The 16,228-nt window shown below is 45.7% G+C and carries 10 protein-coding genes; 6 read left to right on the top strand and 4 right to left on the bottom strand.

The window, feature by feature from the left end; translation table 11 throughout:
• Positions 1-10 precede the first annotated feature (10 nt).
• Positions 11-2,452 (top strand): bifunctional aspartate kinase/homoserine dehydrogenase II, encoded by a 2,442-nt coding sequence (locus H0913_RS18110; protein WP_181477708.1) that lies wholly within the window; start codon positions 11-13, stop codon positions 2,450-2,452.
• A 363-nt stretch (positions 2,453-2,815) separates the two neighbouring features.
• A complete protein-coding gene (gene ppc / locus H0913_RS18105; protein ID WP_154603282.1) occupies positions 2,816-5,455 on the top strand; it encodes a phosphoenolpyruvate carboxylase in 2,640 nt (879 codons plus the stop codon).
• 62 nt (positions 5,456-5,517) lie between these two features.
• Here ppc and gadC read toward each other — a convergent pair whose 3' ends face one another.
• The 4 genes from gadC to argE form a co-directional block, all read right to left on the bottom strand.
• Entirely contained in the window at positions 5,518-7,056 is a 1,539-nt protein-coding gene (gene gadC / locus H0913_RS18100; RefSeq protein ID WP_154603283.1) for a glutamate:gamma-aminobutyrate antiporter, read from the bottom strand.
• Positions 7,057-7,133: 77 nt separating this feature from the next.
• Entirely contained in the window at positions 7,134-8,534 is a 1,401-nt protein-coding gene (locus H0913_RS18095; RefSeq protein WP_154603284.1) for a glutamate decarboxylase, read from the bottom strand.
• 666 nt (positions 8,535-9,200) lie between these two features.
• Entirely contained in the window at positions 9,201-10,088 is an 888-nt protein-coding gene (gene metF / locus H0913_RS18090) for a methylenetetrahydrofolate reductase (protein ID WP_036950884.1), read from the bottom strand.
• A gap of 261 nt (positions 10,089-10,349) precedes the next feature.
• Entirely contained in the window at positions 10,350-11,504 is a 1,155-nt protein-coding gene (argE, locus tag H0913_RS18085) for an acetylornithine deacetylase (RefSeq protein ID WP_181477707.1), read from the bottom strand.
• Positions 11,505-11,606: 102 nt separating this feature from the next.
• On the opposite strand from argE, the gene argC reads away from it, so the two are divergent.
• From argC to argH, 4 genes are all read left to right on the top strand, one after another.
• Positions 11,607-12,611, top strand: a complete 1,005-nt coding sequence (argC, locus tag H0913_RS18080; RefSeq protein WP_154603286.1) for an N-acetyl-gamma-glutamyl-phosphate reductase — start codon at positions 11,607-11,609, stop codon at positions 12,609-12,611.
• 34 nt (positions 12,612-12,645) lie between these two features.
• A complete protein-coding gene (argB, locus tag H0913_RS18075; RefSeq protein WP_036950890.1) occupies positions 12,646-13,422 on the top strand; it encodes an acetylglutamate kinase in 777 nt (258 codons plus the stop codon).
• An 83-nt stretch (positions 13,423-13,505) separates the two neighbouring features.
• Entirely contained in the window at positions 13,506-14,726 is a 1,221-nt protein-coding gene (locus H0913_RS18070; protein ID WP_036950892.1) for an argininosuccinate synthase, read from the top strand.
• A 77-nt stretch (positions 14,727-14,803) separates the two neighbouring features.
• Complete coding sequence (gene argH / locus H0913_RS18065) at positions 14,804-16,180, top strand: argininosuccinate lyase (RefSeq protein ID WP_154638647.1); 1,377 nt, start codon at positions 14,804-14,806, stop codon at positions 16,178-16,180.
• The last annotated feature ends 48 nt before the right edge of the window (positions 16,181-16,228 follow it).

Genomic DNA, 16,228 nt, shown 5'->3' with positions numbered 1-16,228 from the left:
GGAGTTTTTGATGAGTGCAATAACAGCATTTGAGGTGATCCCTTGTCACCGACAGTTACATAAGTTTGGGGGAAGTAGTTTAGCTGATGTGAAATGTTATCAGCGTGTCGCCACCATTATGGCGAACTACAGCCAACCCGGCGATTTAATGGTTGTTTCTGCGGCAGGGAGTACCACAAACCAGCTGATAAGTTGGCTTAAACTGAGCCAGAGTGATCGTATTTCTGCCCATCAAGTACAGCAAGCGCTACGCCGCTACCAGCAAGATTTGATTAGCGGCCTACTTCCTGAAGAGAAGGCCGATGAGCTCAATCAGCTATTTATTGCGGATTTAGAACGCCTCAGCGGGCTACTGGATAAACCTATCAATGATGCCACTTATGCAGAAGTCGTGGGGCACGGTGAAATCTGGTCAGCACGTTTAATGTCCGCCGTGCTTGAACAGTTTGATATGGCAAGCGCTTGGTTAGATGCACGTGCATTTTTGCGCGCAGAAAGAGCCGCGCAACCACAGGTGGATGAGGTTCAATCCCGCCATCTCTTACAGCAATTATTGGTGCAACATCCCCAGCGCCGCCTTGTGGTCACAGGGTTTATTTCCCGCAACCAAAAAGGTGAAACCGTCTTATTGGGGCGTAACGGCAGCGACTATTCGGCTACCCAAGTTGGGGCATTAGCAGATGTCGGCAAAGTCACCATTTGGAGTGACGTGGCAGGGGTATACAGCGCGGATCCTCGCAAAGTAAAAGATGCGTGCTTGCTACCATTGTTGCGGTTAGATGAAGCCAGTGAATTGGCACGCCTTGCCGCACCTGTCTTACATACGCGTACTTTGCAGCCGGTTTCTGTCAGCAACATTGATTTGCAGCTGCGCTGTAGCTACCAACCGGAACAAGGCTCCACCAAAATTGAGCGTGTATTAGCGTCGGGTACAGGGGCAAAAATTGTCACCAGCCATAACGATGTGTGCTTAATTGAGCTGCGAATTGCCGCAGGGCGCGATTTTAACCAAATTTGCAAGGATGTGGATTTATTATTAAAACGCGTACAACTTCGCCCTCTGGCGCGAGGTGTTCACCATGATCGCGCTATCTTGCAACTGTGCTACACCTCGGAAGTGGTCGAAAGTGCATTGAATGTGTTGGAAGAAGCGGCATTGCCGGGGTCTCTTTCATTACGTGAAGGTTTTTCACTGGTGGCTCTGGTTGGTGCTGGCGTGTGTAAAAAACCGCTGCACAGCCACCGCTTTTATGAAGAACTCAAAGGGCAGCCAGTTGAGTTTATCTGGCACTCAGAAGATGGCATTAGCTTAGTCGCGGTACTGCGTACTAATCAAACTGAGCATATTATTCAAGGCATGCACCAAAGCTTATTCCGTGCCGAAAAGCGCATTGGCTTAGTGTTGTTTGGTAAAGGTAATATTGGCGCTCGTTGGTTAGAACTGTTTTCGGTCGAGCAGCAAAATATTTCTGCTCGCAGTGACTTTGATTTTGTCTTGGCGGGCGTGGTAGATAGCCGCCGCAGTTTATTGAATTACCAAGGTATCGACCCAAGCCGCGCATTAGCCTTCTTTGATGACGAAGCAGTTGAGCACCAAGACGATAATCTGTTTTTATGGATGCGAGCGCACCCTTATGATGACCTGATTGTGTTGGATGTCACCGCCAGCGGCGAGCTCGCCAATAGTTATGTGGATTTTGCGAGTTATGGTTTCCACGTTATCAGTGCAAACAAACTTGCAGGGGCGGCGCCTACTCAGCAATACCGTGATATTCGTGATGCGTTTGCGAAGACGGGGCGCCATTGGCTCTACAACGCGACCGTCGGCGCGGGGTTGCCGATCAACTACGCCGTGCGCGATCTCAAAGAAAGTGGTGACGCGATTCTGGCGATCAGTGGGATCTTCTCCGGCACATTATCGTGGCTATTCTTGCAATTTGATGGCTCTGTGCCTTTCAGTGAGCTTGTCGAGCAAGCTTGGCAGCAAGGATTAACAGAACCGGATCCTCGCATCGATTTATCTGGGCAAGATGTGATGCGCAAGCTCATTATTCTAGCGCGAGAAGCGGGCTATGATATCGAACCGGATGACGTGCGCGTGGAATCATTAGTGCCAGCGCAAGCGGAAACGGGCTCACTGGATGAGTTCTTTGAAAATAGCGCCGTGATTAACGAGCAGATGCAGCAGCGCTTAGAAGCCGCGAAGGAGCTAGGATTAGTGCTACGTTATGTAGCGCGGTTTGATGCGGTGAAAGGTAAAGCAAAAGTGGGTGTCGAGGCGGTTAAACCTGAGCATCCGTTAGCCTCTTTATTACCGGGGGATAACGTTTTTGCCATTGAAAGCCGTTGGTATCGTGATAACCCATTGGTGATCCGCGGACCGGGAGCAGGTCGCGATGTGACCGCTGGCGCTATCCAATCTGACTTGAATCGACTTTCTCAGCTTTTATAAAATCAGCAACGCACGGGGTAGATAAACTCGTGCGTTCTCTTCATTTCTCAAATTTTCCCATTCCTATTTTATTCTTAAATAAGATTCATGACTTAAAAGTGCTGAATCGACGATAGATTGCGCTGACGCAATACTTAAATAAGAAAAATTAATAAAAATAGTGCTGTAATTAAATTTCAGAAAAATCACCCAAAGCGCTTTTTTTCTGATATGAATATAGGGTACAGGGTGAAATTCGCGGTCTGCATCACAAAACATAATTCTAGCCGACTGAAATTTTATTACAGGAAATCCAGCGCAGTTTGTTAACCGTTCACGAGAAGCGGGGTGGCATCCTGCCAACAGCACAAGATCAGGAGTCCCATGAATCAGCAATATTCCGCAATGCGCAGTAATGTCAGTATGTTGGGTAAGCTACTCGGTGATACCATCAAAGACGCTCTTGGTGAAGATATCCTCGATAAAGTCGAATCTATTCGCAAGTTATCCAAATCCTCCCGCGCAGGTAATGAAGTTCAGCGCCAAAAATTATTAATGACCTTGCAAACACTCACCAACGATGAGCTATTACCCGTTGCGAGGGCATTCAACCAATTCTTAAACTTAACCAACGTGGCAGAGCAGTACCACAGTATTTCTCCTCACGGCGAAGCGGCGAGTAACCCTGTTGCTTTACAGAAATTATTTGGGCGTTTAAAAGAGCACGATTTTAGCCACGATGATATTCAAAAAGCCGTTGAAGAGCTCTCTATTGAGCTGGTGCTGACCGCCCATCCAACCGAAATCGCCCGTCGCACCTTAATTCACAAATTGGTTGAGGTGAACACCTGTTTATCCCAGCTCGATCATGATGATTTAGCGGATTACGAACGCAACAATATTATGCGTCGTTTACGCCAACTGGTGGCGCAATCTTGGCACACCGATGAAATTCGTAAAATTCGCCCTACGCCAATCGATGAAGCGAAATGGGGCTTTGCGGTTGTTGAAAACTCGTTGTGGGAAGGGGTTCCGGCATTTTTACGGGAATTCAATGAACAGCTTGAAGAGTCCATTGGGGCTGAATTACCTGTCGAAGCCAACCCAATCCGCTTTACGTCATGGATGGGGGGAGACCGTGATGGCAACCCGAATGTGACCGCGGAAGTGACTCGCCATGTTCTGCTATTAAGCCGTTGGAAAGCTGCCGATTTATTCTTGAAAGATATTCAGGTCTTGGTGTCGGAGCTTTCTATGACGGAAGCGACGCCAGAACTACGTGCACTGGCGGGCGGCGATGATGTGGATGAGCCTTATCGCCAAATCGCCAAAAATCTGCGTAGCCAACTGTTCTCTACATTGGAATATTTAGAGCGCCGAGTGAAAGGCGAGCAAGTTCTGCCACCAGCGGATTTACTGACGGATAACGCGCAACTGTGGGATCCGCTGTATACCTGCTACCAATCGCTAGTTGCCTGCAATATGAGCATTATTGCTAATGGCTCACTGTTAGATACGCTGCGTCGTATTCGCAGCTTTGGTCTGCAATTGGTGCGTATCGATGTGCGCCAAGAAAGCACTCGCCATACAGATGCGCTGTCTGAGCTGACAGAATATTTGGGGCTAGGTAACTATGGCAATTGGTCAGAACAAGAGAAGCAAGATTTCTTACTGACTGAGTTGCAATCTCGTCGTCCGCTGATCCCACAAGACTGGCAACCGACAGCTGAAACGCAAGAAGTGTTCGAAACTTGCCGCGTTATCGCTAAAGCGAAGAATGACTCTATCGCCGCTTACGTGATTTCGATGGCGAAAGTGCCATCCGACGTTTTAGCCGTCAAACTCCTGCTAAAAGAAGCGGGCGCTTCGATTAAATTGCCGGTTGCGCCACTGTTCGAAACCCTTGAAGACTTAAATAACGCCGAAAGCGTGATGACTAAGTTGCTCAGCATTGAGTGGTATCGTGAGCTGATTGATGATCGCCAAATGGTGATGATTGGTTACTCGGACTCTGCAAAAGATGCGGGTGTGATGGCGGCATCATGGGCGCAGTATCGTGCACAAGATGCCCTGATTAAGTTGTGCGATAAAGAAGGCGTAAAACTGACACTGTTCCATGGGCGTGGCGGCACCATTGGCCGCGGTGGTGCTCCGGCACACTCTGCACTACTTTCCCAACCACCGGGAAGCTTAAAAGGCGGACTGCGTGTGACGGAACAAGGCGAGATGATCCGCTTTAAGTTTGGTCTCCCGCAAGTAACCATTAGCAGCTTGGCTATGTACGCGAGCGCTATCCTCGAAGCTAACTTACTGCCACCGCCAGAGCCAAAAGAAGAGTGGAAGGCGGTAATGAATTCATTGTCTGACGTATCTTGCGCGATGTATCGCGATTATGTGCGTGAACAGCCTGACTTTGTCCCGTATTTCCGTGCGGCAACTCCAGAGTTAGAGCTGGGTAAATTGCCATTAGGTTCTCGCCCTGCAAAACGTCGTCCTACTGGGGGCGTTGAAACCCTTCGCGCTATCCCTTGGATTTTTGCGTGGACACAAAACCGCTTGATGTTGCCCGCGTGGTTAGGGGCAGGTGCGGCGCTGAAACATGTTATCGAAAAAGAAGGCAAGCAAGCGGTGCTGGATGAAATGTGGCAAGAGTGGACATTCTTCAAAACCCGTATTGCGATGCTGGAAATGGTGTACGCGAAAGCCGATTTATGGCTGGCGGAATACTATGACCATTGCCTCGTTGAAAAACGTTTATGGCCTCTGGGACAAAAGCTGCGTGACCAGTTATCTGAAGATATTAAGAGTGTTTTAGCTGTTTCTAAAGATGAAGCGTTGATGGCGGATTTACCGTGGATTGCAGAATCTATCGCGCTACGTAACGTCTATACTGACCCACTGAACGTTCTTCAAGCCGAATTGCTCCAACGTTCTCGTCAACAAGAGCATCCAGACCCTCGTGTGGAGCAAGCGTTGATGGTGACCATTGCTGGTGTTGCGGCGGGTATGCGTAATACCGGATAACGATTAGTTTCTGTCAGTAAAAAGGCTGCCAATTGGCAGCCTTTTTCGTTTATGGTTGAACGTTATTTTTTGTTCTGATCATTATGGATCAGATGGTAAGGCGAACGCGCCCGTGGATGAATAAAGAAATGGTTGGTTGGGGCATTGTGAGTTTTGATATGCACCATGGAGACGTTGGTGGATTTTCCGGCTTTATTGTGGAATGCATAAATCACAAAAGGTAGCAGGAAGATAATCACAAAACTGACCGCTAGCAGCGTTACGTAAGTCGTATCATCTGCTCCGCCTGGTAATGAACTTGGCGGGAAGAATGACACCACAAATGCCAGAATTGAGATCACTAACCCAACAAACGCGATTAATAATTTAAAGCCTTTACCGCCCGGTACGTTGAATGCCCGTTTTTTATCTGATTGTTTGCAGACTAAATGCATATAACCGAGGAACAGCATAAAGTAGCTACACAGATAAATAACAACAGTTAATGCCAGCGCTATCAGGAAGGACATATTCCCGCCGCCGCCTGTATTGGTGAGGACAATAATCGCCACCGTGGTGATCAGTAATTGGGAAATGACTAACGTGACTGGTACGCCGTTTTTATTCACTTTGGCAAAGCTTTTCGGCAGAATTCCTTTTTGTGCAGCGACATACATCCCACGGGAAGGTCCTACAATCCAAGAGGCAATTTCCGCTAACACGCCGAGTAACAGCAACGCAGCAATAATCCGTACTGCCCACTCTAAGGTGGAATTAAAGTGGCTAACGAGAACTTCAAAGGTTTGTACCACACCCGCAGACAGGTTGATTTCGCTGTTAGGGATCACGGCAGCAACCGATAAACCACCAATAGAGCTTAAGCAAATCGCCGCAATCATCAGTAAAAACATTGCCGCAGGATAATCTCGACCAGGGTTTTTCATTTCGTTGACGTGGGTTGCTGAGGCTTCAACACCCATGTAACTGAGAATAAAGGCAACAAAAACCACTAATGTGCCGATTTGAGTGAAGTCAGGAATAAAGGTTTTTGTGCTCATCTCGATAGCTAAAGGGGCACCACTTGCCAAGTAGCTAATCGCTAGCCCAACGAGAATTAAAGCCGGTAATAAAATCCCAGCAAAGAAACCGACTTTTGCGATACTTGCTGTATATTTGGTTCCCCCAAATTGGGTAAAGGCGAGAACCCATAAAATTACCAGAGCGCCGATGGTTTTGGTGACAGGATCGGTATTGAGTTCTGGCCAATTTAATATGTAGGATAGGGCGCCGAGTACAAAATACAGCATCGGAATAAAGCCTATCGCAATTTGCAGATAACCAAATGAAATCGCCGCAAATCCCCAACGCTCTCCCAATGTGTTGGAAACCCACGCGAAAATTCCCCCTTCTTCCCAGCCTTCAACGGTAGCCATTTCGGCAGCACATAAGGCTACGGGGATAAACCACAGCAATCCCCCTAAGAGTAAAAAGAAAACTAAACTGAAACCCGATGTGGCGAATGTCGGATATTCATAGACCGCCATCACCATAGACGCGGTGATTGCAAAAAAACCTAACAAGGTGAGTTGTTTTGCGGCTGGAGCTGTTGTTGACGTCGCCATGCCTATTCTCCTGTCATATGTTTTACGAAGTCAGTCGGCGCATAAATGAATACGCCGACTGGATAAACGACTAAGGATTAGCTGTGATTGAAACCGCCGCTTTCTTCTTCAGAAAGTGGTGTACTGACAGGGTGTTTCTCGAAATATTCGAGGGTGCGTTTGAAGTCTTCGATGAGTAATGAGGCGAGGTCGAGACTGACACCGTGACGGACTAAAATACGTTGGATCACCAGATCTTCACGGTTTGCAGGCATTGAGTAAGCGGGAACTTGCCAGCCGCGGCTACGTAGTTTGTCTGCAATATCATATAAAGAGTAGTTACTGGTTTTCGCACCGTCTTTTAATTTCCATGCCAGTGCTGGGATACCTTTGGCACTATCGCCATCAAAAATCATCTCAAATGGGCCCAGTTTTTCAATTTCACGGGCAAGGTATTGAGCGGTGGCATAGCAGGCATTATGAATTTTGGCGTAGCCTTCGCGACCAAGACGCAGGAAGTTGTAATACTGTGCAATGATTTGTCCACCCGGACGAGAGAAGTTTAATGCGAAGGTTGGCATGTTACCGCCAAGGTAGTTCACATTGAAAATGAGCTCTTCTGGGAGATCTTTTGCTTCACGCCAAATTACCCAACCAGCGCCTAATGGCGCTAAACCAAATTTGTGTCCAGATGCGTTGATGGATTTAACGCGAGGTAAACGGAAATCCCATTCCAGTGTAGGCGCACAGAAAGGCGCGAGGAAACCACCACTTGCACCATCCACGTGGATAGGAATGTCTAAGCCCGTTTCTTTTTGCAGTTTATCCAATGCATCATGAACAGCTTTCACTGGCTCATATTGGCAAGTGAACGTCACGCCTAGAGTTGGAACGACACCGATAGTGTTTTCATCAACGCGTTTGATAACTTCTTCTGGGCTCATGATCAGGCGGTCGCCTTCGAGCGGAATTTCACGCAGTTCGACATCAAAATAACGGGCAAATTTATGCCAACAAATCTGGACAGGACCACAGATTAAGTTAGGTTTATCGGTTGGTTTTCCTTTGGCTGCTTGTTTTTTACGCCATTGCCATTTTAACGCCAGCCCCCCTAACATTGCGGCTTCTGAAGAGCCAATCGTTGAGCAGCCTAATGTGTTGAGCGCGTCAGGAGAGTTCCATAAATCAGCGAGCATATGCACGCAGCGGTTTTCAATTTCGGCAGTTTGCGGATATTCGTCTTTATCAATCATGTTTTTGTCGATAGAGAGATCCATCAAACTACGAATTTCGTCATCTACCCATGTTTGGCAAAATGTCGCTAAGTTTTGTCGGGAATTACCATCTAGCATTAGCTCATCACGAACTGCACTAAATACATTTCTCGGGTCGCTTTCTTTGATTGGGAATTTCGTTTTTGGTAAGGATTGGGATAAATCAAATGAAGCATAAATATCATCTAATTCACTATATTTTGAAGATACTGATTTATTATTCATACAACGAATCTCCTCAATAATTGAGATGTTATTACTAGGAAGGATCAATAATCTTATATTTTCATATAAGCATAAAAATAAAACAGAATAAAGTTCTTTAAAAGAAAGTCTGATTTTAATAGTGGTTTTTTTGATTATTTGTTTTCATGGTAAATATGATTTAAATTCGAAGTTAATCAGGTATAACAATTTATCAACATTGTTAATCTGGGTTTTCACTACGTCATTCAATGTGAAAAAATGAGTTGCATCAATGGGATATGCGGTTTCCTTGATTTTGTAAACTATTGAAAAATAAAATTTTCATTATCAGGAAAATAATGGTGAAGAAGGATGAAATAGCGTTTTATGTGGTTTTTAATGATATTAAGCAGTACATCATTAAAAGACTATTTGTTTTGGATTGATCTAATTTCAGGTTTTTAATTAAATATTTAATGTATTTTAATTCTATTTGGACATATTCAATTAATTATTTATGCCATAATTTTAATATCTAGTCTAATAATGACTGGTTTTAGCCTGTATTAACTATGGAAAATGGAATTATAGAGAATGGCGATAAATAGAATAGAGGAAAGGGGAATATGACTGGGTTAATTCACGATAAATGAATTAACCCGATAAGTAATATGGAATAAAGTGGCTGCTTCACCTAACACCCAATTATTTTGGTCTAACGCCTAATGTATGGCAAATGGCGTAAGTCAATTCAGAGCGGTTTAAGGTGTAAAAATGGAAATCTTTTACGCCTTCACGACTTAAAATTTTCACCATGTCCATGGCAATTGACGCACCAACAAGATTGCGGCTTTCAGGGTCATCATCTAAGCCTTCGTACATTCTATTCATCCAACTTGGGATACGCACATTGGTGATTTTGGCAAAACGTTCTAGCTGGCGGAAGTTAGAAACAGGCAAAATTCCCGGTACGATTTCCACATCAATACCCGTTGCTACGCAGCGGTCACGAAAACGTAGGTAGCTTTCAACATCAAAGAAAAATTGGGTAATGGCACGGTTGGCTCCGGCTTCAATCTTTTTCTTCAAATTGATTAAGTCAGCCTGAGCACTTTTGGCTTCAGGGTGTACTTCAGGGTAAGCGGCGACGGAAATGTCAAAGTCAGCTTCAGTTTTCAGTAATTCAACCAAGTGCTCTGCATACATATCGGGCTTACGGCTGTTATCAGGAAGGTCTCCCCGTAATGCCACAATATGGCGAATACCGTTGTTCCAATAATCTCGAGCGATAGTTTTTAGCTCATCAGGGCTGGCATCGATGCAGGTTAAGTGCGGTGCGGCTACTAATCCTGTTTTGTCTTTGATATCTTTAATGATGCTATGGGTTCTATCTCGCTCACCGGAGTTAGCGCCGTAGGTGACAGAGACAAAATTCGGTTTTAAGACCTTGAGCCTATCGATAGATTTCCACAATGTCTGTTCCATTTCTGCTGAGCGAGGTGGGAAAAATTCAAATGAGACATTAATCTGCCCATCTAATTCAGCTAAATTCTGGTTCAACGCCTCGCGCTGATTTGCGTGAAAGAAACTCATACCCTGTGACCTCGCCTCAAGAAACTCATTATTTAATGATTATTTTCGTTATTTGATTATATGCATTCTTTTGTACTTCTATACGTTTAGACGTCTAAATAGAGATTACGCGATATTGAGAGAGAGTCAACTCCTAAATCAAATTTGGAATTGATGTTTTTTCAGGCGCAATAAGAGAAAAATTCATGATGGGGAAATGCGGAGCCGAGTGACTCCGCATGCGGTACAACATTACTTAGTAAAACATTATTCAATAAAACACTATTCAGTAAAACAGAAGTGCTCGACCATTTGGCTGATGAGTTGGCGGGTTGGTTCAATAAAGCTCATATCGATGAACTCATCAGGCTGGTGGGCTTGTTCAATAGAGCCGGGGCCTAGCACCAGTGTCGGGCAAAGTTCTTGGATAAATGGCGCCTCCGTACAGTAGTTTACAGTTTCCGCTTTTTTACCTAATAACTGCTCAATGACTGCGACCATTTTATGATCTGTCGGGCATTCATAGCCGGGGATCGGTGGGTGCATCTCTTCAATGGCTAAGCGACCCGGCCATTTTGCACGAACGGGTTCGAGAGTTTCATTGAGTAGCTCGTCCAGATCTTGCAACGTTAAACCTGGCAGTGGGCGAATATCCATATGTAATTCACAGCAACCACAAATTCGGTTCGCTGCATCACCACCATGAATATGACCAAAGTTCATGGTTGGATACGGGATCACAAACGCAGGGTTGTTATAGCGCTCTTTCAATGTATTTCTCAAAGTCATTAAGTGAGAGATAGATTCATGCATTAATTCAATGGCATTAACGCCTCTATCTGGATCACTGGAATGCCCAGATTGACCTGTAATACGAATGGCATTGGAAAGGTGTCCTTTATGCGCGCGAATAGGCTGTAATGACGTCGGTTCACCAATGATGGCGAAATCAGGGCGTAATTCGGTACTGGCGGCAAAAAAGCGAGCACCAGCCATCGAGGTTTCTTCATCTGCCGTGGCAAGAATATGCAGAGGGCGCTTTAAGGTGCTGAGGTCAACATCACGCAGTGCATCAATAATAAAGGCAAAAAAGCCTTTCATATCTGCGGTGCCTAGCCCATACAGTTTGCCATTATGTTCGGTGAGCTTGAACGGATCTTTACTCCAGCGACCCTCATCAAATGGCACGGTATCCGTATGACCACATAGCATCAACCCTCCGTTACCCTCGCCAATCGAGGCTAACAGGTTATATTTATCTCGGGTATCAGGGACCGGTTGAATATTCACAGTAAAGCCTAAGGTTTCTAACCATCCACCTAATAGCTCCACCAGCGCTCGGTTACTCTGATCGAGTTGCGAATCGGTCGCACTAATCGACGGCGTGGCGATTAATTGACGATAAATCTCAATAAATGCAGGTAATTTAATATTCACTGTTGACAGCCTTTATCCATAATAGTATCAATATTCATGCACTTTATTTGAATAAAAATACACATTAAACTGTTTGGGTCACGAGTACAAGGTAGAAAACACATGTTGAACACACTCATTGTCGGGGCCAGTGGTTATACTGGAGCAGAATTAGCCGCTTACTTACAACGTCATCCTGATATTCATCTTTCTGGGCTGATGGTTTCTGCACAAAGTGCGGATGCGGGTAAATGCTTTTCTGATTTACATCCCCAGTATAAAGGCATTATCGACCTTCCGGTTCAGCCGCTTACCGATGTGGTTGAGGCGGCAAAAGGGGTTGATGTTGTTTTCCTCGCGACCGCCCATGAAGTCAGTCATGACATCGCCCCCCAGTTTCTTGAAGCGGGTTGCGTGGTGTTTGACCTTTCGGGTGCTTATCGTGTTCAAGATGCGGCTTTTTATCCGCAATACTACGGTTTCGAACATACAAATACCCAGTGGTTAATGCAAGCAGTTTACGGTTTAGCGGAATGGCAGGCAGATAAAATCCGTCAAGCTCAGCTGATTGCGGTGCCGGGGTGTTATCCAACGGTTTCTCAACTTTCATTAAAGCCGCTGATTGAAGCGGATTTGCTCGATGAAAACATGTGGCCAGTGATTAATGCGACCAGTGGAGTTTCAGGGGCAGGGCGCAAAGCTTCCATGACGAACAGCTTTTGCGAAGTGAGCTTACAGCCTTACGGTATTTTCACTCACCGTCATCAACCTGAAATCGCAACGCATCTAGGTAGAGACGTGATTTTCACGCCACATTTAGGCAATTTTGCACGGGGCATACTGGCGACCATCACTTGCAAAGTGAAAGCCGGCGTTACAGCGGAGCAAATTAGCCAAACATTTAAAGATGCGTATCACGATAAACCGTTAGTCCGTTTATATGATAAAGGCGTTCCTGCACTGAAATCGGTGGTTGGCACTCCATTTTGTGATATCGGCTTTGTATTGAAAGGTGAGCACCTGATTTTAGTAGGTACAGAAGATAACCTATTAAAAGGTGCCGCAGCGCAAGCGGTTCAGTGCATGAATATTCGGTTTGGTTTCAACGAAACGCAATCATTACTTTAATGCTCTTATGGCAATTTATTAAGGATAAATCCCCATGCAACCTTTAGTCATTAAATTGGGTGGTGTGTTACTCGATAGCGAAGAAGCCCTAGAAAGATTATTTACGGCGATCCAAACCTACCGTCAGGCTCATCAACGTGAGTTGGTGATTGTTCACGGTGGCGGGTGTTTAGTCGATGAATTAATGCAAAAACTGCAATTACCCGTCGTGAAAAAACAAGGATTGCGCGTCACGCCAGCAGATCAAATCGACATTATTACCGGCGCGCTAGCCGGAACGGCGAATAAAACCTTGTTGGCATGGGCGATTAAACATCAATTGCAAGCGGTGGGTTTATCACTTGGGGATGGACACAGCGCAGTGGTTACGCAAATTAATGATGAACTCGGTCATGTGGGTAGTGCGAAAGCGGGTGATGCGAAGTTACTGAAACTATTACTGTCTGCGGGATATTTGCCAATCATTAGCTCTATCGGGATCACTGAAGAGGGGCAACTGATGAATGTCAATGCAGACCAAGCGGCGACAGCGATTGCTCAAGCACTGAATGCAGATTTAGTCCTGCTTTCTGATGTGAGCGGTATTTTGGATGGTAAAGGCCAAAAGATTGATGAGATGACCACCGCTAAAGCGCAGAAACTGATTGATCAAGGCATCATCACGGATGGAATGATAGTCAAAGTGAATGCGGCGTTAGAAGCGGCTTCCACATTGCAACGCCCAGTGGATATTGCGAGCTGGCGTCATGCGGAACAGTTGCCATCACTATTTAATGGCACCGCGATTGGCACACGAATTCTTGCTTCTTGAGTGTATAACTGAGAAAGCAAACAGACAAATCAGACATTTAATTTTAAACACCTTTATTTTAAAAGAATTGGGACAGGTAATTTATGAAAAAGGGCATTAAGAAGATTGTATTAGCGTACTCCGGTGGATTAGACACGTCGGCTATCATTCCATGGTTAAAAGAAAACTACGATGATTGTGAAGTCGTGGCATTCGTTGCTGATGTGGGTCAAGACAGAGAAGACTTAGTCGGTGTTGAGAAAAAGGCCCTGCAATCAGGTGCTTCTGAATGCTACGTAGTTGACCTGCGTGAAGAATTTATCAAAGAATATATCTACCCAGTGCTGAAAACAGGTGCGCTGTATGAAGGTAGCTATTTACTGGGTACGTCTATGGCGCGTCCAATTATCGCTAAAGCGCAAGTTGAAATCGCACTGAAAGTTGGCGCAGACGCAGTCGCGCACGGCGCAACCGGTAAAGGTAATGACCAAGTGCGTTTCGAAAGCACTTACACCGCTTTAGCACCACAACTGAAAGTGGTTGCGCCATGGCGTGAGTGGGACTTACGTTCCCGTGAAGCCCTGCTGGATTACCTGAAAGAGCGTAATATTCCAACGACCGCGAGCTTAGAGAAAATCTACAGCCGTGATGAAAACGCATGGCACATTTCTACTGAAGGCGGCGTATTGGAAAGCACTTGGAATGCCGCTAACCAAGATTGCTGGGTGTGGACGGTTGATCCGAAAGATGCACCAGATGAAGCTGAGCTGGTGACGGTTGGCGTGAAACACGGCGAAGTGGTTTCTGTAAACGGGAAAGCGCTGTCTCCATTAGGCTGTTTAGAAACATTAAATACGCTGGGTGCAAAACATGGCGTGGGTCGTATCGATATCGTGGAAAACCGTTTAGTGGGTATGAAATCCCGTGGCTGCTATGAAACCCCGGGGGGCACCATCATGATGGCTGCGCTGCGTGGTGTTGAGCAATTAGTATTAGACCGCGATAGCTACAAATGGCGTGAACAGCTAGGTCTGGAAATGTCTTATGTGGTGTATGACGGTCGCTGGTTTGCGCCACTTCGTCATTCTTTGCAAGCAGCAGCAGAATCTCTGGCTCAGGATGTGACCGGTGAAGTGGTTCTGAAATTGTATAAAGGGCAAGTGACGGCTATCCAGAAGAAAGCGGATAAGAGCCTGTACTCTGAAGAGTTTGCAACATTTGGTGAAGATGAAGTTTACGATCACAGCCATGCTGGTGGGTTTATCCGCCTCTACTCACTCTCTTCACGTATTCGTGCACTGAAAGAACAGAACAAAGCAAAATAGTTTTATCAGTATGACCCCGACAGCCAAATAAGGCTGTCGGGCAGACACTTATTTTATCAATCAGGTAGGGACTCGTTATGGCACTTTGGGGTGGACGTTTTAGTCAGCAGGCAGATCAACGGTTTAAACAATTCAATGATTCACTGCGTTTTGATTATCGCTTAGCTGAGCAGGATATTATTGGCTCTGTGGCATGGTCAAAAGCATTGGTCACAGTTGGCGTGCTGTCTGATAGCGAGCAAAAATCTCTCGAGCAAGCACTTAATGCGCTATTGGCGGAAGTGCAAGCCGATCCTGAGATTATCTTGCAAAGCGATGCCGAAGATATCCATAGCTGGGTAGAAGGTAAACTGATTGATAAAGTCGGTGATTTAGGGAAAAAACTGCATACGGGTCGTAGTCGTAATGACCAAGTCGCAACGGACTTAAAATTGTGGTGTAAAGACCAAGTGGCGCTGTTATTAGAAGCCGTCACCGAATTACAAAAAGCGTTGGTCATCACCGCTGAAAATAACCAAGATGCAGTGATGCCGGGCTATACCCACTTACAACGTGCTCAACCAGTGACATTCGCCCATTGGTGTTTAGCGTATAGCGAAATGTTGTCTCGTGATGAAAGCCGTTTGCAAGATACTTTAAAACGTTTGGATGTCAGCCCATTAGGGTGTGGGGCGTTGGCGGGTACGGCCTATGATATTGACCGTGAGCAATTAGCATCATGGTTAGGCTTTTCCTCCGCAACGCGTAACAGTTTAGATACCGTTTCTGATAGAGACCATGTGTTAGAACTTTTATCTGACGCCAGCATCGGTATGGTGCATTTATCTCGCTTTGCTGAAGATTTGATTTTCTTCAACAGTGGCGAAGCCGGGTTTGTGGAGTTATCCGATAAAGTGACTTCAGGCTCGTCGCTGATGCCGCAAAAGAAAAATCCTGATGCATTGGAGTTAATTCGTGGTAAATGTGGCCGTGTTCAAGGGGCATTGACTGGCATGATGATGACCCTGAAAGGGTTGCCGCTTGCTTACAACAAAGATATGCAAGAAGACAAAGAAGGGTTATTCGATGCCCTCGATACATGGTTAGATTGTATGCATATGGCGGTACTCGTTCTGGATGGTATCCAAATTCGTCGTCCTCGTTGTGAAGATGCAGCAAAACAAGGTTATGCAAATGCGACTGAGCTGGCGGATTATCTAGTGGCGAAAGGCGTTCCATTCCGTGAAGCTCACCATATTGTGGGTGAAGCGGTGGTGGCTGCGATAGCGCAGGGTAAAGCATTAGAAGAGATGGCATTAAGTGATTTGCAAAAATTCAGTGCAACTATCCAACTGGATGTGTATGAGATTTTATCTCTACAATCTTGTCTTGATAAGCGATTAGCAAAAGGTGGGGTATCTCAAAAGCAGGTAGCAAAAGCTATTGTGGATGCGAGAACTCGCTTGAAGATGTAAATAAAGAAAATGTAGCAAAAAAATGGGGGGTAGCATGGCTACCCCAAT

It is taken from the genome of Providencia rettgeri (assembly GCF_013702265.1).
GTDB classification, from domain to species: Bacteria; Pseudomonadota; Gammaproteobacteria; order Enterobacterales; family Enterobacteriaceae; genus Providencia; species Providencia zhijiangensis.
The sequence above is the reverse complement of the archived record's forward strand: the minus strand, read 5'-3'. Positions and strand labels throughout refer to the sequence as shown.